This is a genomic window from Streptomyces sp. NPDC041200, from assembly GCF_055591805.1.
In genome coordinates, this window is sequence record NZ_JBVIZF010000002.1 from 304,995 (window position 1) to 324,736 (window position 19,742).

A 19,742-nucleotide genomic window follows, 5' to 3' on the forward strand; every position below is an offset into this window, starting at 1 on the left:
TCTGTGAATGAAGGACTCGCAGCATTGTTTGCCGGACTAGCCGGTCTCATCGGTGCCGCAATCGGTGGATGGGCCAGCTGGCGAGCAGCGCGACACAGTGCTGAGGCTGGAGTCAGAGCAGCTTTGGGGCAGGTGGCGGCCCAGGCGGCTAACGAGCACGCGCACTGGGTGCGCCAGGAGCAGCGCAATTTGTATGTTGAAGTGGTCCGCAAGTATGGGGAGTTCACCGACTCACTATCTGAGTGGGGAGGTAAACTTGCCGCACCACTTCCTCCACTTGAAAGTGCGGCAGCTGCCCATTCATCCTTCCGATCGTTCACTAATTCCTGTCAGTCCATTGGCCTTTTGGGGCCGGAAGGAGTTATTGAAGCTGCCAAGACTCTCAATGTGGCGGCACAAACAATCGTGGCAAATTATACCGAATGGAATCGCCTACTTCTTTCTGCGCTTATAGAGGCGGATAGAGATGGTGTTGGGGAGATTGAATTGCCCGCAGAGGTGGCTGAGGCGGAATCCGTAGCTGTGCAAGCCTTTGCGCCTCTCGCGGCGGCATATGGGCTATATGTGACTGCATCGAGGGAAGTTCTCCTGGCCCCGGCTGCCGAGGATGTCGGTCTTCGAGGCGGATGACTTCACCCGGATCGCCTCGCCGCGTCAAGTCATTTACGGATCCATTGGGTATCGTCGTACTCGGTCCGAGACATGTTCCTCAAATAGATCCAATGCATGGATCTCATTGCTGAGTAGCCGATTCAAGTCGCCAGCATCCCAAAGCAGGACAGTCCTGCCGTTTGGTTCGTGGGCTGCGTGACGGCGGCAAGCCTCAGTGAATCCGGACCACGCAACGTAGATGCCCGCGATAATTGCTGGACGCCTGTTGAGCTTGGCGGTTAGATCGGCTAGTTCGCGCGGCTGGAGTCGCCCCTGTTTCCACCTGCATTCGATTACAGCACGAAAAGGTTTATGGACGAAGAAGTCTACCTGTTCGCCGTCGCCTGTGACCCCTGGTTCTACCTGGCACCCGTGAGCAATCAGTAGCTCGCCGAACCATTTTTCAAATCTATTTCCTCGGCGGGTTCCTTGAAGTTCCGAGATGATTTCCAGCTGGGTCCGAAGTTTTTCAAGACTTTCCTCGTTGATGGTGCGCCCCATTAGGGCGTCAAATGCTCTCTGCCACCGTGGAGCGTCTAGAGCTACATGAGCGTCCAGATCGGCTTGTTCTCGGCCGAAATACTCAGGGTTCGAGAGATTGACGCGGGGGGCTTGAGCGAGATCAAAGCGCTGACTCATGTCTTCGTCCCTGAAGAGTTCGTAATCATCTTCGAAGCCGACGACTTCCCGCACTACCCGCTCGTGGTCTGCACGATTGAACATGTCGCGCCCGGCTAGGCGTGGGTCTTCCCATCGCTCCTCCAGGGCGATGTCGTCCACCTCTGCGGCCCTGATGAAAACCCACTCCTTGACAAGCGAGACAACCACACGTACCTGTAGCGGGCGAAGCAGGCGAAAGTGATCAGGTTGCTCATCTGCAAGTTCCTCGTACAGGTCGCTGACCCGCTGACGGTAAGAGGAAAGGAAGCGGGTCCAACGTTCCAGCGTGAAAGCTGGCCAGCCTTCAGCGTAAGCGCGGGACGGTAGTTGAGGGTTGTCACCAAAATGAAGCGGCTCAGTCATAGGAGCATCCAAGGTGGCCGGTGCGTGATCGGTTCAGGGTAAGCGGTGGTGCCCCTATCACGGCACTGGAGAGCGAAAGCAGAGACCTCTACCCACCACTTCCCCAGCTTCCATCCCGTCTGCCGTCGACCCACACACCGTGGAGCGGGCGTGGTTCATGGCGTCCAGGTGGAGCGCGCCACTGTACGAACGACCTGGACGCCATGGGCCGCGTCTGCTCGGCTCTGCCTGGGTCGACGGCAGACGGGATGGGAGCTCCCGCGCACGCCACCGTTGGCCCGCACTCGCGTATGGCGCCCCGTCCATCCCGGAGCCTGAGCGCCCCCGCCGGAGGCATCAATCTCTAAGGTCAGGTGGCTGCTTGCTGTGCGCGCGGCACGGACACCGGTCGGGCTGGAGCGGGGCGGAGACAGGAGCGCAGGCCCGGCCGGGGGCCGGGCCGCGCGCGGGGAGCGGAGCGAGCCGACTTGATCGAGTAGGGAAAGTTCTACCGCGTTCTGGTTGATCGTCTTGGTCGGTCGATGCCTACTCACGTGAGTAGGTACGCGGATACGCTGGTGTGGCTACATCCGACGAACACCAGTGACGGCAGGAGAGTGCTCACGGGATGGGACCGAAGTCGGAGCGGGTCTACCGCACGATTCGCGAGTGGATCGCTACGGGCAAGTACTCGCCTGGTTCCAAGCTTCCGTCTGAGCGCACCCTGTCGGAGGACCTGGAGATCGGCCGCACCGCCCTACGCCAGGTGCTGGCCAGGCTCGTAGCTGAGAGCGTCGTCGAGGTTCACGGACGTAGCTCCTACCGGGTTCCGGATCGGTCAGTGACAACCGAAGCGCCGGCAGACGTCGAGCCATGGCAGATCCATGGTGAGCGGACGGTGTATGACAACCGATGGGTGAAGCTGAGCCTCGTTGACGTGGAACCGCCCGGCGTGAAGCGCTTCGAGCACCATGTCGTCAAGCTCCACCACGTGGCCATCGCCGCTGTGATCGATGACCAGGACCGGGTGCTCATGATGTGGCGATACCGCTTCGTCCCGGCTGCCTTCGGCTGGGAGCTGCCGGGCGGCATCGTCGATCCGGGGGAGGAACCCCTTCAGACCGCCTTGCGCGAAGTCGAGGAAGAGACCGGCTGGCGGCCGGACGCCTTGCAGCATGTGGTCACGTACCAGCCCATGGTCGGCATGGTCGATTCGCCGCACGAGATCTTCATCGGTCAAGGGGCGAAGCTCGTCGGTGAGCCGACCGATCTGGAAGAGGCCGGGCACATCGCCTGGGTCCCTCTGTCCGACATTCCTGGGCTGATGGCTCGTGGTGAGCTGATGGGGTCCGGCACCTTGGTCGCCCTCCTTCATGTGCTCGCCTCACGGGGTGCCGGGGCGTCGCCTACAACCGCTGGGTGAGCTGCTCGATCCGGCGCCTGTGACGTACTGACCGGGTCTGACTAGCCACCAGTTTGGCCTGTCGCAGGTGCTTCTGCGCCTGGTCGTACTCGCCGCGCGCCACGTGGGCCTGGGCCAAGTCGCAGTGGAGCCCTGCCGATGCCCGTATGAACGTGGGATCGGTCGTTTCCAGCGCGGTGTACAGGCTGCTCACTGCTTCCGTGTCGCCGATCAGGGCGAGAGCGCTCCCGCGCCACCTGGTGAGGTGGCCTTCATTCAGGAAGATGCTCAGCATGTCCGGGTCGCGTGCTTCTTGTTCTGCGGGCAGGTGTCGCGTCGCGAGTTCAAGAGCCTGCTGACACTCGTCATGGAGCCCAGCTCGGGCGCAGATTTCCGCCTCGGCTGCGTACAGCCAAGCCCTGAGGCGTGGAGACATGCCCTTTCCACCGAGGCGTTGCGCATCTCGGACCAGCTGCACCGCCATCTCAGGACGTCCAGCGTCACACAGCACGTATGCCTGCTCGGCGGTGGCGTGCGCGAGGTACATGGGCTCCTCGGCCTCCTGGGCGGCGCGCTTCCCCAGCTCGTAGTGACGCCAGGCTCGTTCCACGGCTCCGACGTCGAGGGCTTGCCAGGCGGCCAAGGTGGCTGCTCCGGCCAGAGCCAGAGCGACCGGACGTCGGGTCTCCGGGAGTACCGCGAAGGTGAGGGCGTCTTCCAGTCGCGTCAGGTGGGCGGTCATTTGGTCGACCAGGCTGGCGGCGCCCATCTGCCGGTCGACGGTCCGGAGTAGTTCGGTCTGCTCCATGAACGTCTCGACCATCGTCAGGCTGACGTTCCTGGCGTCGTCGATCCGGCCTATCAGCTCGTCGTAGCCGTCGGCCGTGGCGAGTGCCAGTGGCGACTGTGATCCGCCCGCCAGTTCATCGTCGGTGATCCCGAGCAACGCACGGAGGATCTTGGCGTAGCGGCTGGAGATCGTCCGTCGGCCGTTCTCCCACTCCGAGACGTACACTCGCAAACTCGCGGTTGAGGCGACGGTGAGCATGTGCTGACGCGCATGGCGTTCGATCTCCCGCACAAGACGCTCTTGTGACCATGCCCGTGCCGTCCTGGCTGCTTTGAGTCCACTCATCGCGTACTGCCGCTCCGCGTCGGGGGTGTTGATCCGTAACAGCAGCATGCCTTACATCCGCCCAGGTCGGCAGGGGTTAATGGGGCTGCTGTTAACCCCTGTTGTCTACCGCATCGTTGCTCGGGGCGCTTCCCTGGAACTGTCGCAGTCAGGCGAGTTGAGAGTCCGGGCCGACGACGATGCTTGACATCTGGTGCGCACCAGATGCAACCTTCTGGTGCGCACCAGTTGGTGACGTGAACACTCCGCAACTTTGCTGCGGCATCCAATCAATGCTCAGGAGCGGCGACCCACCGCCAAGCAAGTACGCCGCTCCCGCCCCTGAAGGGACCTCCATCATGCGTCAGATTCCCGTCGACACGTCCGCCGCGACCGTGATGGTCGCCAAGCCCGCCCAGCCGAAGGTCCGTGACCGTCGTACCGGTGAGATCGCCTTGGACGCGGACGGTGTGAAGCTGATGACCGTGGACGTGATGTTCGCGGCCAACGACGACGTCGAGATCCTGTCCATCACCGTCCCGGAGACCGGTATCTCCGGTGACCTGGCCATGGGTACCCCGGTCGCACTCACGGGCCTGATCGCCCGGCCGTGGGAGAACGAGTTCAACGGTCAGAAGCGGCACGGGATCGCCTTCCGCGCCGTCGCGGTCACCTCGCTCGCGGCCACGGGTGCGAAGGCGGCCTGACCATGACGCGGTTCATGGTCGCTGTGGTGGTGGTCGCTGCTGCTGCGGGTCTCCTGCGGTGGCGGCGCCCCGCCTGGTACTGGCTCTCCATCGGCGTCACCCTCGCCACTTTGCGGGTCCTGGTCCGCTATGCCTCGGTCATGGACGCCTGCGGGCTGACCGTCCCGCCCGCCCGCTGGCGTCTGGCTCTGGCCCGGATGACTCGCCGGGAGGCGCCGGAGTCCCGTCCGCCGCGCATCCTGCGCCTGCGCCCGACCCGCACCGGCCTGGTGCTGCGGCTCAAGCTCAAGCCCGGACAGGACGCCTTCGACGTCGCCGCTGCCACCGACCGGCTCCGCCACTCCTTCGGCCTGTACGGGGTCACGTCCCGGGAGATCCGCTCGGGTGTGGTGGAGGTACGGATGACCGGTTACGACGTGCTGAAGCGGGTGCAGATGCCCGCCCGGCTCGACACCCGCCCGATGCGGATTCCGGTCGCCCTGCGCGAGGACGGCTCGGTGCACTACCGCGACTACCGCGCCGTCCCGCACGGGCTGACGCTCGGCGCCACGGAGTCCGGCAAGTCCGTCTACCAGCGCAACCTGGTCGCCGGGCTCGCCCCGCACCATGTCGCCCTGGTCGGCATCGACTGCAAGCAAGGCGTGGAGCTGTTCCCGCTCGCCCGTCGGTTCTCCGCGCTCGCTGACAACCCCGACACCGCGCTGGAACTGTTGGAGGCGCTGGTGACGCACATGGAGGAGGTGTACCAGCTCATCCGGGCCGAGCAGAGGATCAGCGTCGCCGTGCCGGACGCGGAGATCGCCGCCGACATCTGGGACTTGCCCGAGGACATCCGGCCGGTACCGGTCGTGGTCCTGGTCGACGAGGTCGCCGAACTCGCCCTGTACGCCACCAAGGATGAGGAGAAGCGCCGGGATCGGATCATCACTGCCCTGGTCCGCCTGGCCCAGCTCGGCCGCGCTTCCGGCGTCTACCTGGAGATCTGCGGGCAGCGCTTCGGCTCCGAACTCGGCAAGGGCATCACCATGCTCCGCGCCCAGCTCACCGGCCGCACCGCCCACCGCGTCAACGACGAAACGTCCGCCAACATGGCCTTCGGCGACATCGCCCCCGACGCCGTGCTGGCAGCGATCCAGATCCCGTCCGAGAACCGCGGCCTTGCCATCGCGGGCGATTCGACCGGCGGCTGGCACCGCATACGTGCGCCGCACACCTCGCTGCGCGAGGCAGTGAACATCTGCAACAAGCACGCTCACCGCACCCCTGACGTGCCCGCCTTGGCGGCCTTCCGTCCCGCCACCGCAGCGGTGCCCTCGGTCCGGGACCGGCTGTCCAAGACAGCCCCCGCCACCGCCTGACCCTCGCCCTCTCCTCCGGTCGGCGCGACTGTCTTCGCGCCAGGTCCCTACCCCTCCCATGCCTGACGACAGGAAGGAACCCGTGATGGCCCGCCTGCGTGTCGACGCCGTCCTGGTCCAGGCGGTCATCGCCGGGGCGCTGTCCTTCGCCCACCTGCACGACCTGGCCGCCGCTGCCGGACAGGACGGCTGGAAAGCCTGGGCCTACCCGATCAGCGTCGACCTGCTCCTGGTCGCCGCCTGGCGACGACTGCGCACCGGCGGACCCACCCGGCTGGCCTGGTGCTGGTTCCTCATCGCCCTGGCCGCCTCCCTCGGCGCCAACGTCGCCACCGCCGGGCTCCTCAACATGCACCACGTCCCCGCCTGGCTGCGCATCCTCGTCGCCGCCTGGCCCGCCCTCGCCTTCATGGGCGGCACCCTCCTCGCCCACACCACCACCCACACGGAGCCGGAAGCGTCGGCACACCCCTACCCGGCACCCCAGCCCCCGGCCGTCGAGGACGACCAAGAATCCGAACCCACACTCGCGCCGGTGGCTGACGTCGAGGAACCCGTCTCGCCTCCCGCCCCCGAGCCTCAGCCCACCCCGGCCCCGCCCGCTGCTCCCCCCGCGCCGGTCCCGGCCGCGCTGGTCGACCACGCCCGCAAGGTCGCCGACGACCACCACGCCCGCACCGGGACCCCGATCGACACCGACACCCTCCGCGCCCGTCTCGGCGTCCCGCCCCGGCTCGCCGACGCCATCGCCGCCCAACTCGTCTGACCCCGAAAGGGAGCGACGCCCCATGACCCGTGCCCCGGCTGACTTGACCGCTGCCGACTACCTCGACGGCGCCCGCGAGATGGCCGCCGCCGACCGGCCCTTCCTCGCCCACCTGCTCGCCGAGGAAGCCGCCCAGCGCACCACCGACCTGGCCACCGCCGCCGCTATCCGCGCCAGCTTCCCCGACCCGACGACCTCACGAACGGAGACCGACTGAGATGCCCGCCCGCGACCACTTCCACTCGGTGATGCGCATCGGACCGGTGCAGATCGGCACCCACCGCGACCGGCACGGCCGCACCGTGCACGCCGCCGTGTGCACCAACGACCGCTGCGGCTGGTCTGCCGACTACTCCAGCCGGTCCGCCGCCCAACTCGCCGCCCGCACCCACCGCTGCCGCATCAACTGACCGGAGGTACTGCCATGGACGTCCCGCTCTGGCTCGCCCTGATCGTCGTCGGCTGGCTCGGCGTCAAGCTCATCCGTCCGCCCTGGTGGCTCATCGCCGTACTCCTGCTCGGCGGCTACCTCCTCGCCGACAGCCTTTTGGCCTCCGTCATCGACCCCGCCGTCAAGTAACCCCGGAAGGAGAACCGTTCATGCTCCGGCCCAAGCACCCGACCATGCCCCAGCCCACCGGCCTGGTCACCCCGCAGGCGCCGACCGTCAGCCAGCCGACCACCATCGCCCCCGGCACTCCAGCACCGCCGCCCGCACCCATTGCCCCGGCCTCTACCCGGCCGGTTGTGCAGCTCACGCCCGGCACAGCGATAGCCCTGGTCGGTGGTGGCACGGCCGTGGTCCTGGTCGTCGGCGCCGTGCTGGTCTCCATGCTCCTGGCCGTCGCCGTGACCGGCGCTTCGGTCGCCGTCTGCGCCGTCGTCCTGCGCTCCCTGCTCGCCTCCGACACCAAGCGCCGCTGAACCGGCGCCCGGGCGGCTCCGATACCGCCAAGCATCCGCCGCCCGGGCGCCGTCCCTGTCCGATCCACTGAACCGGAAGGAAGTCCCAGCATGCCGCAGCGCACCAGCCTTGCGCCCCGCAGCTGCCCGAACTGCGACGGCTTCGCCTCCGTCGCCATCACCACCGGCGGACGCAACCAGCGCGGCCACCTTCGCGCCATCACCGCCGACTGCCCGGCCTGCCACGGCACCGGCACCCGCACCAGCCGTCCTAACCGGGAGGGTGTCCGTGCCTGACCTGCTCGATCCGACCACCCTCGGTGACCTGCTGAGGGTGGCTTCGGCCCCCGACCACTCCCGCTGGGAAGACCAGATCCGCCGCACCGGCGGCTGCGCCGACCCCATCCACCTGCGCGGCTGGCTGATCCGTAAGGACAAGACCACCGGTGCCACCCTGCACCACTACTCAACCGAGTCCGAGCCTGGCGGGCGCCTTCGCGTCGCCTGCGGCAACCGCCGGGCCTCCCGCTGCCCGGCCTGCGCCTGGACCTACGCGGGCGACACCTACCACCTCATCCGCGCTGGCCTGGCCGGGGACGACCGCCGAGACATCCGCGCCACTGTCCGCAACCACCCCCGCGTCTTCGCCACCCTCACCGCCCCCTCCTTCGGCCCGGTTCACAACCGCCCTGACCGTGGTGCCTGCCGCTGCGGCACCCACCACGCTCCAGACGCACCGGAGCTGGGCACCGCTCTCGATCCGGCCGCCTACGACTACGCGGGCGCCGTGCTGTTCAACAACCACGCCGGACAGCTCTGGCAGCGCTTCACGAACCGCCTACGCCGCGAGATCGCCGCACGCGCTGGCATCACCCAGCGAGAGCTGAAGGAGTGCGTCCGCCTCTCGTACGGCAAAGTCGCCGAGTTCCAGAAGCGCGGCGCCATCCACTTCCACGCCGTCATCAGGCTTGACGGCCCCGATGGACCCAACACCCCGCCGCCGTCCTGGGCCACCGTGCAGCTCCTCACCGATGCCCTTCATGCCGCCACCACGCACGCCTACACCTCCGTCTCGGCCCCGGCCGCTGAGGACGAGCCCGCCCGTACCTTCCGCTGGGGCGCCCAGCTCGACGTACGGCCTGTGAAGGCGTTCGGGGACGGCTCGGACATCACGGAACAGGCCGTCGCCTCCTACGTCGCCAAGTACGCCACCAAAGCCGCCGAGACCACCGGCACCCTGGACCGCCGCATCGGCGAACTCTCCGAACTCGACCGCCACCACGTCCCCGACCACACCCGCCGCCTGATCGAAGCCTGCAAGCGGCTCGACTCGCTCTACCCCGACCGGCGCCTGTGGGCCTGGGCGCACATGCTCGGCTTCCGGGGCCACTTCTCCTCCAAGTCCCGCCGCTACTCCACCACCCTGGGCACCCTGCGCCAGGCACGCGCCGACTACCGGGCCGCCCAAGAGACCGCCGCCCTCGGCCTGGACGACGCCGAGCCGGACACCGTCCTCGTCCTGGCCGACTGGCAGTACGCCGGACACGGCCACACCCCCGGCGAATTCGCCCTCGCGGCCACCATCCACCGCGACCTGCAACTCAACCGCGAGACAGCTCGTGACGCACTGGCGAACGAGGGGGAGTGGTGACCATGGACCGACTCCTGACCGTGTACGAGGTCGCGGAGCAGCTCGGTACGGGCGTCCGCTTCCCTCGCCGACTCATCGAGGAACGCCGCATCACCTTCGTCAAGGTCGGTCGGCACGTCCGCATCCCTGAGAGCGCCGTAGAAGCGTTCGTGGGGGCCAACACCGTGGAACCGATCACTCTGCGGCCGACGGGGCTCAGGAGGGCTGCCTGATGGCTGGCAAGCGCAAGTCCCGCCGGGACTTTGGACGCGTCCGCAAGCTGCCTTCCGGACGGTTCCAGGCTCGGTATCCGGGACCTGACGGTGTTCTGCGCCCGGCGGATCGAACCTTCGCGACGTCGACGGACGCTGATCGCTGGCTGATACGGAAGCGCATCGAGGTCGAAGAGGGGCGCTGGCTCGATCCTGCCGAGGGGCAGACGACCGTACGCGACTGGGCGGCCCGCTGGCTCGCTGCCGTCTCGCCGCAGCTCAAGCACAAGACGCAAGCGTCGTACCGGTCGCTGATCAACTCGCTGATCAATCCGGCGCTCGGTGACCGTGAGCTGTCGACTCTTCGACCGATCACGATCGCTGAGTGGGTCGGCGCGATGAAGACCAAAGGGCTCAGCGCTTCACGTATCCGGCAGGCGTACCGGGTCCTGTCGCAGATCATGCGGGCGGCTGTCGACAACGACATGATCTCGCAGACGCCGTGCCGGGGCGTGAAGCTGCCTCGAATGCCGCAGACCGAGCCGCACATCCTCACCCCGCTCGAAGCCTCCCGGATCGTGCGGAGTGCCGACAAGCCGCATGACCTGTTGATCGCGCTCCTCGCGTACGCGGGACTGCGTGTCGGTGAGGCGTTCGCCCTTCGCCGCGTGGACATCGACGTGTCCGGCGGCTTCGTCCTGGTCGACGAGAACCTTGCCGAAGCCAACGGTGCCTTGGTCTTCGACACCCCCAAGTCGCATCAGAAGCGGCTGCTCCGCGTAGGCCCGTCCCTCGCCAAGCGGCTGGGCCGGTACCTGGAGACCTTGCCCGGCGGAGATGACGCGCTGCTGTTCACGACGCCCGGCGGTAAGCCCCTGCGCTACAACCAGTGGCGCAAGGCGTACTTCGACCCCGCTGTGTCGGCGGCCGGGCTGACCGACGTGACCCCACACGATCTGCGAGCCTCGCACGGCACGTGGGTCGCCGACCGGTACGGCGTGATGACCGCTGCCCATCGGCTCGGTCACTCCAACGCGAGCGTCACCACCCGGCACTACGCCCGGCCGGTTGCCGGTCGCGACGACCAGGTGGCCGCTGCTGCAGACGAGTGGTTGGACGAGACGTGAGGCTGCGGAAAATCCGCTGTCGGGCTGGTGGCATCGGGCTAGGCTGCTGCTGCCCCGGGTGCTGACCAGTTTGGGGACATGGGCCGGTGATCTTGCTGTCCGCTCCTGCCGCTGGCAGGGCCGCCGCAGTGCGGGGGATCACCGGTTCCGATATGCATCGCACTGACCAGGCCGTTTCGTTCGGATCACCGAACCCTTGGCATGTGAGCGCGCTCATCGGGTGCGGCGCCTCCGACGGCCTCTGCAGCCTGGCGTCGCTGTACGTCGGGGGGAGCTGATCGTGGAGAACATACTGCCCGTGGCCATCGGGGCCGCTATCGGCCTCATAGGGGTGGTGTTCGGGTCGTGGTTCACCGCGCGCCGACAGGACCGCATGTGGCTCCGCGAACAGAAGCTCAAAGCCGGGATCGGCTTCAACACGGCTGTAGTTCAGCTACTGGACTACCTGAAGGAAACACAGCTGAGTGACGACGGTCCGGGAGCCAACGAGTTGGCGAACCGGCTGCAGGAAGCACGCTCAGCCCTCTACCTGCTCTGCTCCAACGACACTGTCGATCTCGCCGATGCCCTCGCGCGTCGGGTCTGGAGCACCCGGCCCACCGACGGCAGGGACGACCGCCGGGCCGAGTTCCGAGAGACGTTGGACCTCCTGCGTCGCTTCACCCACCAGCTCCGGCAAGAGATCGCCAGATCGTAGTACCCACTGGATCACCGGGCGGACTAGAGGAAGATGCCTCGATGTGGAGCCCGGCCAGGTAGATGGTGGCGGTCTTCTGGCACCTCGGCAAGCGGCCGACTCCTGGCTCAGCGGGCACGACCCCGTTCCTGGGGCACGTAGCGGGCACGACGACGATGACGACGGCTCCGCCGGGATGCTTGCGCGCGTCTGACCTGCGGCGGAGCGTCCGGCCCGGCAAACCGGCGAAAGATCTTGAAAACCGTCGTGGCAGCGATGTCACCGAGGGTTCAAATCCCTCAGCCTCCGCCGAGGTCAGCGAAGTAGCTGGTCAGAAGGGGTGCCCCTCAGCCGAGGGGCACCCCTTCCGCATGTCCGCTGTCCCACCCTGCCGCCGGAATCCCACCGTTGACCAGCGCGCGTGGACCAGGCGTGGGCCAACGACGAGCCGTCAGCAGGCGCACCCGTTGGTACATCCGCACCCGTCGCCCTCGGCGTCAGCGGATGCGGGGCCGACGGCCGGAGCACAACATCCTTTGCCCAGCCAGGCGTTGCGGCCTTCCTTGACCGCGATGGCCGCGATAACGAGGGCGGCGATGGGGTCGGCCCAGGTCCAGCCGAGCAACAGGTTGGCCAGCAGGCCGATCAGGAGAACGGCGGAGAGGTAGGTGCACAGGAGGGTCTGCTTGGAGTCGGCTACCGCCGAGGCGGAGCCGAGTTCACGACCGGCCTTGCGCTGAGCGGCTGACAGGAACGGCATAACCGCCAGTGAGAGGGCGGCGAGCGCGATCCCGGGAACGGAGTGGTCGGCCTCCGCGGTGCCCGTCAACGCGCGTACGGAGTCGATGGCGACGTAGAGCGCGAGGGCGTAGAACGAGACGGCGATGATCTGCAGGGTGCGCCTCTCGCGCGCTGCGCGGGTGCTGTGGTCGCGGGCCGAGAACTGCCAGGCGACCGCAGCGGCGGAGGAGACCTCGATGACGGAGTCGAGGCCGAAGCCGATCAGCGCGGTGGACGAGGCGAGGGTGCCGGCTGTGATCGCGACGATCGCCTCGATGGCGTTGTAGGTGATGGTCGCGGCGACCAGCAGACGTATGTGCCGGGTCAGCGCGTCCCGGCGGGCCGGACTCGGGCCGAGGGATGCCGCGGTCATTCAGCAACAGCCCTTCACGTCGGCATCCGGGCAGGTCTTGTCCGCCTCGACAGCGACCACGGCGGCCCGGAGGTCATCCAAGGCGTGGCCCAGGCGTTCGTCCGACAGTTCGTAGCGGGTACGCCGACCGTCAGGGAGGGCGACGACCAGGCCGCAGTCACGCAGGCAGGCAAGGTGGTTCGACAGCCGGGTGCGGGAGATCTTCAGGGTGTCGGCAAGGTCCGCGGGGTAGGCCGGAGCCTGACGCAGGGCAAGCAGGATGCGGCAGCGGATGGGGTCGGCCAGCGCGCGGCCGAAGCGCGCCAGTACCTCGATGTCCGTGGCGAGAGTCAGCACGCTCGGATAATACATAGAATCCTGAATTCAGGAAATCGTGAACTAGCGCCGACTTCGCGGACGCGCTCCCTGACGGGCCGGGCCGCAGGTGATGCGCTTGCTGCCCATCCCCGGCTGGCCCGGACCATGAGCTTCAGCAGGCCGCTGCTGGCGCTGGGCGGGATGCGGCACCGTGCGTGGCCGCGCTCCTGGCTGACGGAGCTTGGTCAGGCAATGCGCGCGCTCCGCCGTTCGATGAGGACGACATCGCGCCATGCGCCGTGGTGGCGACCGATGCGTTCGCGGGTGCCGACGGTACGGAAGCCCGCGCGGTGGTGCAGGGCGAGGCTGGCTGCGTTCTCGGGGAAGATGCCGGATTGGACGGTCCAGATGCCCGCCGCTTCGGTGGAGGCGAACAGCGCGTCCAGTAGCGCGAGCCCGACCCCTCGGCCGCGCGCGGCGGGGTGGACGTAGACGGAGTGCTCGACGACACCGGCGTACGCGCCGCGGTCGGACACCTGTGTGGCAGCGACCCAGCCGAGCACGCGCCCATCGTGGTCCGCTGCGATGTGTCGGTGATCTGCGAGCTTGGCCGTGTCGAAGGCTTCCCAGCAAGGCGCCGCGGTCTCGAAGGTGGCGTTGCCTTCGTCAATGCCGAGCTGGTAGATCGACAGGACCTCATCGGCGTGCTCGGCCGTCAGCCCGGTGATACGGATCGTCTCCGGTCGAAGGGTCATACGTGGCCTCCAGCGGTGAGTTGGCTGACGAGGCTCTGAACGCGGGCCCGGATCTCGTCGCGGATGGGCCGTACTGCCGCGACGCCCTGCCCGGCCGGGTCGTCGAGTTTCCAGTCCAGGTAGGTCTTGCCGGGGACGTACGGGCAGGCATCGCCGCAGCCCATGGTGATGACCACATCCGACGCTCGCACGGCGTCGGCCGTCAGTACTTTCGGGATCTCCGCGGCGATGTCGATGCCGACTTCCGCCATCGCGTCCACCACGGCCGGGTTGACGTGCTCGGCGGGGGCCGAACCGGCGGAGCGGACTTCGACGCGGTCGCCCGCGAGGTGAGTGAGGAACGCGGCGGCCATCTGGGAGCGGCCCGCGTTGTGGACGCAGACGAACAGCACCGATGACTTCTGGGGGTCAGGCACGGGTGGAACCTTCCTGGGCGGGCGTGTATTCGGCGGCCGCGGCGGAGGACGGCGGGAAGGAGCGACGGGCGGCCAGGGCCACGTAGACGAGGCCGATCAGTACGGGGACCTCGATGAGCGGGCCGACGACTCCGGCCAGGGCCTGGCCGGAGGAGGCGCCGAAGGTCGCGATGGCCACGGCGATGGCGAGTTCGAAGTTGTTGCCCGCGGCGGTGAACGCCAGCGTGGTCGCGCGGGCGTAATCCAGGCCCACGGCCTTGCCCAGCGCCATGGATCCGGCCCACATCACGGCGAAGTAGACCAGGAGCGGCACCGCGATCCGGGCCACGTCCATCGGCTGCGAGGTGATCGCGTCGCCCTGGAGGGCGAACAGGAGGACGATCGTGAACAGCAGCCCGTACAGCGCGAACGGGCCGATGCGCGGGATGAGCGTCGTCTCGTACCAGGTTCGGCCCTTGGCCTTCTCTCCGAGGCGCCGGGTGAGGAACCCGGCCACCAGGGGGATGCCGAGGAAGATCAGGACGCTGCGGGCGATCTCCCACACGCCGACGTCGAGACCGGTCCGTTCCAGACCGAGCCAGCCGGGCAGCACGGTGAGGTAGAACCAGCCGAGGGCGGAGAAGGCGATCACCTGGAACACGGAGTTCAGGGCGACGAGGACGGCGGCGGCTTCCCGGTCGCCGCAGGCCAGGTCGTTCCAGATGATGACCATGGCGATGCAGCGGGCCAGGCCGACGATGATCAGGCCCGTCCGGTACTCCGGCAGATCCGGCAGGAGGAGCCAGGCGAGCGCGAACATGAGCGCCGGGCCGAGGATCCAGTTGAGGACGAGTGAGGGGATCAGCAGGCGCCGGTCCCGGGTGACGGTGTCGAGACGGTCGTAGCGGACCTTGGCCAGGACCGGATACATCATCACCAGCAGGCCCAGTGCGATGGGCAGGGAGACACCGGTGACGGTTACCTTCGCCAAGGCGTCACCCAGGCCCGGCGCGAGCCGTCCCAGGCCGAGTCCGGCGGCCATCGCGAGCAGGATCCACACCGCGAGGAACCGGTCCACGAACGACAGGCGCGCGGCGACCGGGGCGGTGGGGGACGCGGTCGTGGAGTCGGTGGCCATCAGGCGCCGCCCGCCGTCCCGGCGGGCTCGGGCAGCGGCTGCCCGGCGGGACGGGTGAGGACCCCGGCGAGCCGGTCGGTCATCTCCGGCAGCAGCCAGTAGTAGACCCACGTGCCCCGGCGCTCGCAGTCGATCAGCCCGGCCTGCCGCAGCAGCTTGAGGTGGTGGGAGATGGTCGGCTGCGAGAGGTCGAAGGCGGGGGTGAGGTCGCAGACGCAGACCTCGCCTCCGGCCCGCGAGGCGATCATCGACAGTAGCCGCAGCCGGATCGGATCACCCAGTGCCTTGAACACCTTCGCCAGCTCGACGGACTGCGCCTCGTCCAGCGGAGCGGTCAGCAGTCCCGGACAGCAGCCGTCGAGGCCGTCCTGGCCGACCACCGCAAGCTCTTGATTCGACATCCTTCTATGTTGACGTTTTTCGATCCAGGACGCAATCTTGAATTGAAGGTTATCGATACAGCCAGATGAGAGGCCACCATGTCCCGCGCTCAGCTCGCCTTGAACGTGCCTGACCTTGACGCCTCTGTGGCGTTCTACTCCACGCTCTTCGGCGTCGAGCCAGCCAAGCGCCGCCCCGGATACGCCAACTTCGCGATCACCGAGCCGCCGCTGAAGCTCGTCCTGATCGAAGGCGACGCAGACCAGCAAACCCGGCTCGATCACCTCGGTGTCGAGGTCGATTCCACTGATCAGGTCAACGCCGCTACCGACCGCCTCAAGAGCGCCGGACTCGCCACGTTCGAGGAGAACGACACGTCCTGCTGCTACGCCCTCCAGGACAAGGTCTGGGTCCATGGCCCCGGCAAGGAACCCTGGGAGGTCTACGTCGTCAAGGGCGACGCCGACAGCCTGGGCAAGAGCGCAGCCACTGATGCCGGCGGCACGTGCTGCGCGGACCAACCCGCTGCGGAAGGCGTCGTAGCCGCCGCGGACTGCGTGTGCGGCTCCTGAGCCGCGGCGAGGCCGCGTCGCGCGCTTGTTGGGGACGGTCCCGTTGTGGCAAGCGGGCTGCGATGCGCCGCTGAGCAGGCATTAGCCGTCCGTGAGCGCCGCGGCGGCGGCGATGGTGGCTGGAGAAGGCCGCGAAGGCCAACAGTGTGACCGTCCGCGTCACCATGGACCGCAAGTCCGGCGCTGCCGAGTCGGTCGAGGAGGAGTACCACCCGTAAGCTTCCGCACCCCCCCCGCACCCCCGGCACGGGGAGATCTGAGGGGCGTGCTGGAGCCGGTGGGAAGGGGTGCCCCGAGTTCAGGGGCACCCCTTCGGGCGTCAGGAGATGGAGACGCTCGTGCCGAACTCGAACACGCCGGATTTGCTGGGCCCGACCTGACTGATCTGCGGCCCCTGACAGTTCGGAAGACCGAAGACGGCGGCGACCTGGTTGGTGTTGTTCGCCACGAACATGGGCCAGACGTTCGTCGTGTAACAGCCGCTCGGATTGGTGTGCGTGGCCAGGCCCACGGTCAGGGTGCCCTCGGCGGCCACGGCCGGCCCCGCTGACGACAGGGCGAGGGCCACCGCGCCCATGACCGACGCCGTCACAAGCCCCATACGACGCATTGTTGCCTCCTGCTCGGACACGATCTGGCGGAGACGCCAACCGCCTCCTTACCCATTGCTAGCGTCCCTCGCTTGACGGGCACTCACGGATCGCGTGAGTGCTGCCCGTGCTCCTCATTCGGCGACGAACGGGCCGTGCCCCGGCGGAGGGGGCCGGGTTCAGGCGGTCCGGAGGCCGAAGTAGTGGCCGCGGGCGAGATCGTCGATGAGGGTCGGGCCGGTGGGGTGCCAGTCCAGCAGGTCGCGGGTCAGGGCGTTGGACGCCGAGGCGCTGACGGCGAGGAAGCGGGCCAGCCAGCCGAAGTGCTCGTTCGCCTCCTCGGCGGGGATGGAGGCCACCGGCAGGTCGAGGTGACGGCCGATCGCCTCCGCGATGGTGCGCAGCGGTATGCCCTCTTCGGCGGTGCCGTGCAGCACCGATCCGGCCGGGGCCTTCTCCACCGCCAGCCGGAACAGTCGCGCGGCGTCGAGGCGGTGGACCGCGGGCCAGCGGTTGGAGCCGTCGCCGACGTAGCCGGAGACGCCCTTCTCGCGGGCGATCTCGATCAGCCTCGGGACGAAGCCGTGGTCGCCCTCGTCGTGGACCGACGCCGCGAGACGCACGATGGAGGAGCGGATGCCGCGGGTGGCGAGGCCCAGCACCGCCCGGGCGTTGGCCTCCCGGGGGCCCGCCGAGCCGGGGTCGGGCCGGTCCCGCTCGGTCGCGACCCGTCCCTGGGGGAGTCCGAGCAGCCCGGAGGCGACGATGAGGGGGCGATCGGTGCCTTCGAGTGCGGCGCCGAAGGTCTCGATGGCGCGCAGGTCGGCCTTGACGGCGCCCTCATAGTCCGAGAAGTCGTGGATGAACGCGAGGTGCACGACGCCGTCGGCCGCGGAGGCGCCCGCGTGCAGGCTGTCGGGGTCGTCGAGGCCGCCGCGGTGCACCTCGGCCCCGGCTGCGGCGATGGCCTCGGCAGAGGGGTCAGAGCGGGCGAGGCCGACGACCTGGTGGCCCGCGCGGATGAGTTCCGGGACGACGGCGGAGCCGATGAAGCCGGACGCGCCGGTGACGAATAAACGCATCAGTGAGATCTCCAAGTGGGGCCCGTCTTCGGCGCGCAGGGCGCGTCTGGACAAGACGATGTCAGTCACTGTCATCAGCAGCGTACCACCCCCATGACAGTGACTGACATCGCGTAGGATCGCGGTCATGGGTCGATGGGAGCCGGGCGCGCGCGAGCGGCTGGAACGGGCGGCGCTGGAGCTCTACGTCGAGCGCGGATTCGAGCAGACGACGGTCGCGGAGATCACCAACCGGGCGGGCCTCACGGAACGGACGTTCTTCCGCCATTTCGCCGACAAGCGCGAAGTGCTGTTCTCGGGTCAGACCGAGATGCTCGAAACGTGCGTGAACGCCATCACCGGTGCGCCGGAAGCCTCGGCTCCCCTCGAAGCGGTGGCCGAAGCCTTCGACGTCATCTCCGCCCGCTTGCAAGAGCGTCGCGAACACTCCCGGCAGCGTCAGACCGTGATCGCCGCGAACCCCGGGCTCCAGGAACGCGAGTTGCTGAAGCTCGCGGCGCTCGCGTCCGCGATGGCCGACGCGCTACGCCGACGTGGAGTCGCGGAGCCGGCCGCGAGCCTGGTCGCCGAGGCCGGTGTCGCGGTCTTCAAGGTCGCGTACGAGCGCTGGATCGGCGAACCCGGCGAGCAGGCGTTGGCCGACGTCATCCGGGACTGCCTTGACCACATCAAGGCCACCGTGGCCTAACGGCGCATTCGCGTTCCCGGCTGGTCAGGCGACCGGCGGCAGGTGGCGGCCGGTGGTGCTACGGGCCGCGGAGGCGACCGTAGCCTCGGCTTCGCGCCGGGTCAGACCGGTGTGGAGCGCGGCGTCTATGAGGGCCGGGGCCAGTTCGTCCCCCGCGCCCGTCTCGTACGCCCGGCAGGCGGCCCAGAACAGCCGGTCGTTGCGCCGCCCCTCCTGGGAGGCGCGGACGAACCGTATGAGGGCGGCGTCGCGGCCCGGGGTCCCGCCGGTGTCCGGGGGTATGCGACCCGGTGGCGTGCGGTCCGGTGGCGTGCGGTCCGGGGACGTACGGCCGGGAGGCGTACGGTCCGGGGGTCGCAGCAGGCTGAGGAGCGCGGGCGGCACGGGGGCGGGGTGCCAGGCGGGGGAGCCGGGCGCCAGGCGGTAGCGGCCGCGTGAGGTGGCCGAGCCGGGGCCGACGAGATAGCCGCCCGCCCCGCGGATGTCGATGCCGGGGGCGATCCGTCCGGCGGAGTTGGGGACGGCGAGCCCGGGCGGTCCGCACAGCCACAGATGGCGCCCGCCGCCGGGGGTGAGCACGGTGACGGTACGGGGGACGGCGAAGGCGTACCGGCCGGCCAGCCGGGCGAGCGCGGCGGCGCCGTCGACGCGCGGTGCGTGCTTGAGGTCGAGGTCGACGCCGATGAGGTGGTGCGGGGCGCGGCCGCAGGCGATGCCGTAGCCGGTGGCCCAGGGGGCGGCGGCGAACAGCGCCCGGATCGCCGCCGGGTCGGCGGACGCGTCGTGGACGCCGTGGCCGGGCCGCCCGCAGGCGCCGCGGCAGGGAAGCGGTACGGGGTCGTGGTGGTGAGGGGAGCGCACGGCGGGCAGCTTCGCGCGGGTCAGCGGGATGACGCGGAAGCCATGGGCGGCGGCCGCGAGGGCATGGGCGAGTGGAGTGTTCGCCATGTCCTCCATTTTCGTACAAGTGTCCGACAGCGGGAAGGGGGCGGCGCGTCCGGAGCGGTGCATCGGGGCGTTCTGGAGCGCGGGGGCGCGTAGAAGGTTTGAACGGAGTTCATCATGCTTGCGTGGTAATACGTCGTTCGGTGCGCTTCGTCTGCCGGCTGGTGGGCAACTTTCCGTCATGGCAAGTGTTCGCGC

The 19,742-nt window shown here is 68.5% G+C and carries 27 protein-coding genes; 16 read left to right on the forward strand and 11 right to left on the reverse strand.

The annotated features are described in order from the left end of the window. The first annotated feature begins 132 nt into the window (after positions 1 to 132). Positions 133 to 630, forward strand: a complete 498-nt coding sequence (locus ACZ6CL_RS06495; RefSeq protein WP_468931917.1) for a hypothetical protein — start codon at positions 133 to 135, stop codon at positions 628 to 630. Between the two features lie 33 nt (positions 631 to 663). On the opposite strand, the gene ACZ6CL_RS06500 is transcribed toward ACZ6CL_RS06495, so the two are convergent. Beyond that, entirely contained in the window at positions 664 to 1,674 is a 1,011-nt protein-coding gene (locus ACZ6CL_RS06500; protein WP_468931920.1) for a restriction endonuclease, read from the reverse strand. A 607-nt stretch (positions 1,675 to 2,281) separates the two neighbouring features. Between ACZ6CL_RS06500 and ACZ6CL_RS06505 the strand changes: the two genes are divergently transcribed. Further along, the gene (locus tag ACZ6CL_RS06505; RefSeq protein ID WP_468931922.1) at positions 2,282 to 3,076 is read left to right on the forward strand and encodes an NUDIX domain-containing protein; all 795 of its coding nucleotides are present in this window, start codon (positions 2,282 to 2,284) and stop codon (positions 3,074 to 3,076) included. Here the strand turns inward: ACZ6CL_RS06505 and ACZ6CL_RS06510 are convergent. Then, on the reverse strand, positions 3,060 to 4,103 hold the full coding sequence (locus tag ACZ6CL_RS06510) for an XRE family transcriptional regulator (RefSeq protein WP_468933286.1): 1,044 nt from the start codon (positions 4,101 to 4,103) through the stop codon (positions 3,060 to 3,062). The two genes, ACZ6CL_RS06505 and ACZ6CL_RS06510, sit on opposite strands and share 17 nt — an antisense overlap. 425 nt (positions 4,104 to 4,528) lie before the next feature. Here ACZ6CL_RS06510 and ACZ6CL_RS06515 point away from each other — a divergent pair, with 425 nt between their 5' ends. From ACZ6CL_RS06515 to ACZ6CL_RS06570, 12 genes are all read left to right on the forward strand, one after another. After that, positions 4,529 to 4,876 (forward strand): SCO3933 family regulatory protein, encoded by a 348-nt coding sequence (locus ACZ6CL_RS06515; RefSeq protein ID WP_468931925.1) that lies wholly within the window; start codon positions 4,529 to 4,531, stop codon positions 4,874 to 4,876. A gap of 2 nt (positions 4,877 to 4,878) precedes the next feature. Further along, positions 4,879 to 6,234 (forward strand): FtsK/SpoIIIE domain-containing protein, encoded by a 1,356-nt coding sequence (locus ACZ6CL_RS06520; protein WP_468931927.1) that lies wholly within the window; start codon positions 4,879 to 4,881, stop codon positions 6,232 to 6,234. An 85-nt stretch (positions 6,235 to 6,319) separates the two neighbouring features. After that, positions 6,320 to 7,000 carry a DUF2637 domain-containing protein gene (locus ACZ6CL_RS06525; RefSeq protein ID WP_468931930.1) on the forward strand — a complete coding sequence of 227 codons (681 nt, stop codon included), beginning with the start codon at positions 6,320 to 6,322 and terminating at the stop codon, positions 6,998 to 7,000. A 22-nt stretch (positions 7,001 to 7,022) separates the two neighbouring features. Next, on the forward strand, positions 7,023 to 7,217 hold the full coding sequence (locus tag ACZ6CL_RS06530; RefSeq protein ID WP_468931933.1) for a hypothetical protein: 195 nt from the start codon (positions 7,023 to 7,025) through the stop codon (positions 7,215 to 7,217). Between the two features lies 1 nt (position 7,218). After that, positions 7,219 to 7,410 carry a mobile element transfer protein gene (locus ACZ6CL_RS06535; protein ID WP_179935397.1) on the forward strand — a complete coding sequence of 64 codons (192 nt, stop codon included), beginning with the start codon at positions 7,219 to 7,221 and terminating at the stop codon, positions 7,408 to 7,410. A 14-nt stretch (positions 7,411 to 7,424) separates the two neighbouring features. Further along, on the forward strand, positions 7,425 to 7,580 hold the full coding sequence (locus ACZ6CL_RS06540; protein ID WP_179935396.1) for a hypothetical protein: 156 nt from the start codon (positions 7,425 to 7,427) through the stop codon (positions 7,578 to 7,580). Between the two features lie 20 nt (positions 7,581 to 7,600). Further along, on the forward strand, positions 7,601 to 7,924 hold the full coding sequence (locus ACZ6CL_RS06545; RefSeq protein WP_468931935.1) for a SpdD-like protein: 324 nt from the start codon (positions 7,601 to 7,603) through the stop codon (positions 7,922 to 7,924). Between the two features lie 90 nt (positions 7,925 to 8,014). Next, positions 8,015 to 8,200, forward strand: coding sequence for a hypothetical protein (locus ACZ6CL_RS06550; protein WP_468931938.1), 186 nt, complete (start codon positions 8,015 to 8,017; stop codon positions 8,198 to 8,200). Beyond that, a complete protein-coding gene (gene repSA / locus ACZ6CL_RS06555; RefSeq protein WP_468931941.1) occupies positions 8,193 to 9,554 on the forward strand; it encodes a replication initiator protein RepSA in 1,362 nt (453 codons plus the stop codon). Before ACZ6CL_RS06550 ends, repSA begins: the two co-directional genes overlap by 8 nt. A gap of 2 nt (positions 9,555 to 9,556) precedes the next feature. Then, complete coding sequence (locus ACZ6CL_RS06560) at positions 9,557 to 9,766, forward strand: helix-turn-helix domain-containing protein (RefSeq protein WP_468931963.1); 210 nt, start codon at positions 9,557 to 9,559, stop codon at positions 9,764 to 9,766. Continuing rightward, complete coding sequence (locus ACZ6CL_RS06565) at positions 9,766 to 10,872, forward strand: tyrosine-type recombinase/integrase (protein ID WP_468931967.1); 1,107 nt, start codon at positions 9,766 to 9,768, stop codon at positions 10,870 to 10,872. Before ACZ6CL_RS06560 ends, ACZ6CL_RS06565 begins: the two co-directional genes overlap by 1 nt. Before the next feature lie 280 nt (positions 10,873 to 11,152). Further along, positions 11,153 to 11,569, forward strand: coding sequence for a hypothetical protein (locus ACZ6CL_RS06570; protein WP_468931969.1), 417 nt, complete (start codon positions 11,153 to 11,155; stop codon positions 11,567 to 11,569). A 430-nt stretch (positions 11,570 to 11,999) separates the two neighbouring features. On the opposite strand, the gene ACZ6CL_RS06575 is transcribed toward ACZ6CL_RS06570, so the two are convergent. From ACZ6CL_RS06575 to ACZ6CL_RS06600, 6 genes are all read right to left on the reverse strand, one after another. Then, positions 12,000 to 12,701, reverse strand: coding sequence for a cation efflux transmembrane domain-containing protein (locus ACZ6CL_RS06575; RefSeq protein WP_468931972.1), 702 nt, complete (start codon positions 12,699 to 12,701; stop codon positions 12,000 to 12,002). Continuing rightward, positions 12,702 to 13,037: an ArsR/SmtB family transcription factor gene (locus ACZ6CL_RS06580; RefSeq protein ID WP_468931975.1), complete on the reverse strand. Its 336-nt coding sequence runs from the start codon at positions 13,035 to 13,037 to the stop codon at positions 12,702 to 12,704. Positions 13,038 to 13,243: 206 nt separating this feature from the next. After that, entirely contained in the window at positions 13,244 to 13,753 is a 510-nt protein-coding gene (locus tag ACZ6CL_RS06585; protein ID WP_468931977.1) for a GNAT family N-acetyltransferase, read from the reverse strand. Next, positions 13,750 to 14,169 (reverse strand): arsenate reductase ArsC, encoded by a 420-nt coding sequence (locus ACZ6CL_RS06590; protein WP_468931980.1) that lies wholly within the window; start codon positions 14,167 to 14,169, stop codon positions 13,750 to 13,752. The genes ACZ6CL_RS06585 and ACZ6CL_RS06590 overlap by 4 nt, the downstream gene beginning before the upstream one ends. After that, positions 14,162 to 15,286, reverse strand: a complete 1,125-nt coding sequence (arsB, locus tag ACZ6CL_RS06595) for an ACR3 family arsenite efflux transporter (protein WP_468931982.1) — start codon at positions 15,284 to 15,286, stop codon at positions 14,162 to 14,164. Before arsB ends, ACZ6CL_RS06590 begins: the two co-directional genes overlap by 8 nt. Continuing rightward, positions 15,286 to 15,687 (reverse strand): ArsR/SmtB family transcription factor, encoded by a 402-nt coding sequence (locus ACZ6CL_RS06600; RefSeq protein ID WP_468931985.1) that lies wholly within the window; start codon positions 15,685 to 15,687, stop codon positions 15,286 to 15,288. The genes arsB and ACZ6CL_RS06600 overlap by 1 nt, the downstream gene beginning before the upstream one ends. 78 nt (positions 15,688 to 15,765) lie before the next feature. Between ACZ6CL_RS06600 and ACZ6CL_RS06605 the strand changes: the two genes are divergently transcribed. Then, complete coding sequence (locus ACZ6CL_RS06605) at positions 15,766 to 16,239, forward strand: ArsI/CadI family heavy metal resistance metalloenzyme (protein ID WP_468931987.1); 474 nt, start codon at positions 15,766 to 15,768, stop codon at positions 16,237 to 16,239. Positions 16,240 to 16,558: 319 nt separating this feature from the next. On the opposite strand, the gene ACZ6CL_RS06610 is transcribed toward ACZ6CL_RS06605, so the two are convergent. Beyond that, positions 16,559 to 16,840 carry a hypothetical protein gene (locus tag ACZ6CL_RS06610; protein ID WP_468931989.1) on the reverse strand — a complete coding sequence of 94 codons (282 nt, stop codon included), beginning with the start codon at positions 16,838 to 16,840 and terminating at the stop codon, positions 16,559 to 16,561. A gap of 168 nt (positions 16,841 to 17,008) precedes the next feature. Next, positions 17,009 to 17,911 carry an SDR family oxidoreductase gene (locus ACZ6CL_RS06615; protein ID WP_468933289.1) on the reverse strand — a complete coding sequence of 301 codons (903 nt, stop codon included), beginning with the start codon at positions 17,909 to 17,911 and terminating at the stop codon, positions 17,009 to 17,011. Positions 17,912 to 18,038: 127 nt separating this feature from the next. Here ACZ6CL_RS06615 and ACZ6CL_RS06620 point away from each other — a divergent pair, with 127 nt between their 5' ends. Beyond that, on the forward strand, positions 18,039 to 18,599 hold the full coding sequence (locus ACZ6CL_RS06620) for a TetR family transcriptional regulator (RefSeq protein WP_468931991.1): 561 nt from the start codon (positions 18,039 to 18,041) through the stop codon (positions 18,597 to 18,599). Positions 18,600 to 18,623: 24 nt separating this feature from the next. Here the strand turns inward: ACZ6CL_RS06620 and ACZ6CL_RS06625 are convergent, their stop codons facing one another. Further along, positions 18,624 to 19,547 carry a bifunctional DNA primase/polymerase gene (locus ACZ6CL_RS06625; RefSeq protein WP_468931993.1) on the reverse strand — a complete coding sequence of 308 codons (924 nt, stop codon included), beginning with the start codon at positions 19,545 to 19,547 and terminating at the stop codon, positions 18,624 to 18,626. Positions 19,548 to 19,742: the final 195 nt, after the last annotated feature.

Bases quoted from the DNA above. Each gene is read 5' to 3' on its own strand.
- ACZ6CL_RS06500 (WP_468931920.1), bottom strand. From the start codon at position 1,674: ATGACTGAGCCGCTTCATTTTGGTGACAACCCTCAACTACCGTCCCGC.
- ACZ6CL_RS06505 (WP_468931922.1), top strand. From the start codon at position 2,282: ATGGGACCGAAGTCGGAGCGGGTCTACCGCACGATTCGCGAGTGGATC.
- ACZ6CL_RS06510 (WP_468933286.1), bottom strand. From the start codon at position 4,103: ATGCTCACCGTCGCCTCAACCGCGAGTTTGCGAGTGTACGTCTCGGAG.
- ACZ6CL_RS06515 (WP_468931925.1), top strand. From the start codon at position 4,529: ATGCGTCAGATTCCCGTCGACACGTCCGCCGCGACCGTGATGGTCGCC.
- ACZ6CL_RS06520 (WP_468931927.1), top strand. From the start codon at position 4,879: ATGACGCGGTTCATGGTCGCTGTGGTGGTGGTCGCTGCTGCTGCGGGT.
- ACZ6CL_RS06525 (WP_468931930.1), top strand. From the start codon at position 6,320: ATGGCCCGCCTGCGTGTCGACGCCGTCCTGGTCCAGGCGGTCATCGCC.
- ACZ6CL_RS06530 (WP_468931933.1), top strand. From the start codon at position 7,023: ATGACCCGTGCCCCGGCTGACTTGACCGCTGCCGACTACCTCGACGGC.
- ACZ6CL_RS06535 (WP_179935397.1), top strand. From the start codon at position 7,219: ATGCCCGCCCGCGACCACTTCCACTCGGTGATGCGCATCGGACCGGTG.
- ACZ6CL_RS06540 (WP_179935396.1), top strand. From the start codon at position 7,425: ATGGACGTCCCGCTCTGGCTCGCCCTGATCGTCGTCGGCTGGCTCGGC.
- ACZ6CL_RS06545 (WP_468931935.1), top strand. From the start codon at position 7,601: ATGCTCCGGCCCAAGCACCCGACCATGCCCCAGCCCACCGGCCTGGTC.
- ACZ6CL_RS06550 (WP_468931938.1), top strand. From the start codon at position 8,015: ATGCCGCAGCGCACCAGCCTTGCGCCCCGCAGCTGCCCGAACTGCGAC.
- ACZ6CL_RS06560 (WP_468931963.1), top strand. From the start codon at position 9,557: ATGGACCGACTCCTGACCGTGTACGAGGTCGCGGAGCAGCTCGGTACG.
- ACZ6CL_RS06565 (WP_468931967.1), top strand. From the start codon at position 9,766: ATGGCTGGCAAGCGCAAGTCCCGCCGGGACTTTGGACGCGTCCGCAAG.
- ACZ6CL_RS06575 (WP_468931972.1), bottom strand. From the start codon at position 12,701: ATGACCGCGGCATCCCTCGGCCCGAGTCCGGCCCGCCGGGACGCGCTG.
- ACZ6CL_RS06585 (WP_468931977.1), bottom strand. From the start codon at position 13,753: ATGACCCTTCGACCGGAGACGATCCGTATCACCGGGCTGACGGCCGAG.
- arsB (WP_468931982.1), bottom strand. From the start codon at position 15,286: ATGGCCACCGACTCCACGACCGCGTCCCCCACCGCCCCGGTCGCCGCG.
- ACZ6CL_RS06600 (WP_468931985.1), bottom strand. From the start codon at position 15,687: ATGTCGAATCAAGAGCTTGCGGTGGTCGGCCAGGACGGCCTCGACGGC.
- ACZ6CL_RS06605 (WP_468931987.1), top strand. From the start codon at position 15,766: ATGTCCCGCGCTCAGCTCGCCTTGAACGTGCCTGACCTTGACGCCTCT.
- ACZ6CL_RS06610 (WP_468931989.1), bottom strand. From the start codon at position 16,840: ATGGGGCTTGTGACGGCGTCGGTCATGGGCGCGGTGGCCCTCGCCCTG.
- ACZ6CL_RS06615 (WP_468933289.1), bottom strand. From the start codon at position 17,911: ATGCGTTTATTCGTCACCGGCGCGTCCGGCTTCATCGGCTCCGCCGTC.
- ACZ6CL_RS06620 (WP_468931991.1), top strand. From the start codon at position 18,039: ATGGGTCGATGGGAGCCGGGCGCGCGCGAGCGGCTGGAACGGGCGGCG.
- ACZ6CL_RS06625 (WP_468931993.1), bottom strand. From the start codon at position 19,547: ATGGCGAACACTCCACTCGCCCATGCCCTCGCGGCCGCCGCCCATGGC.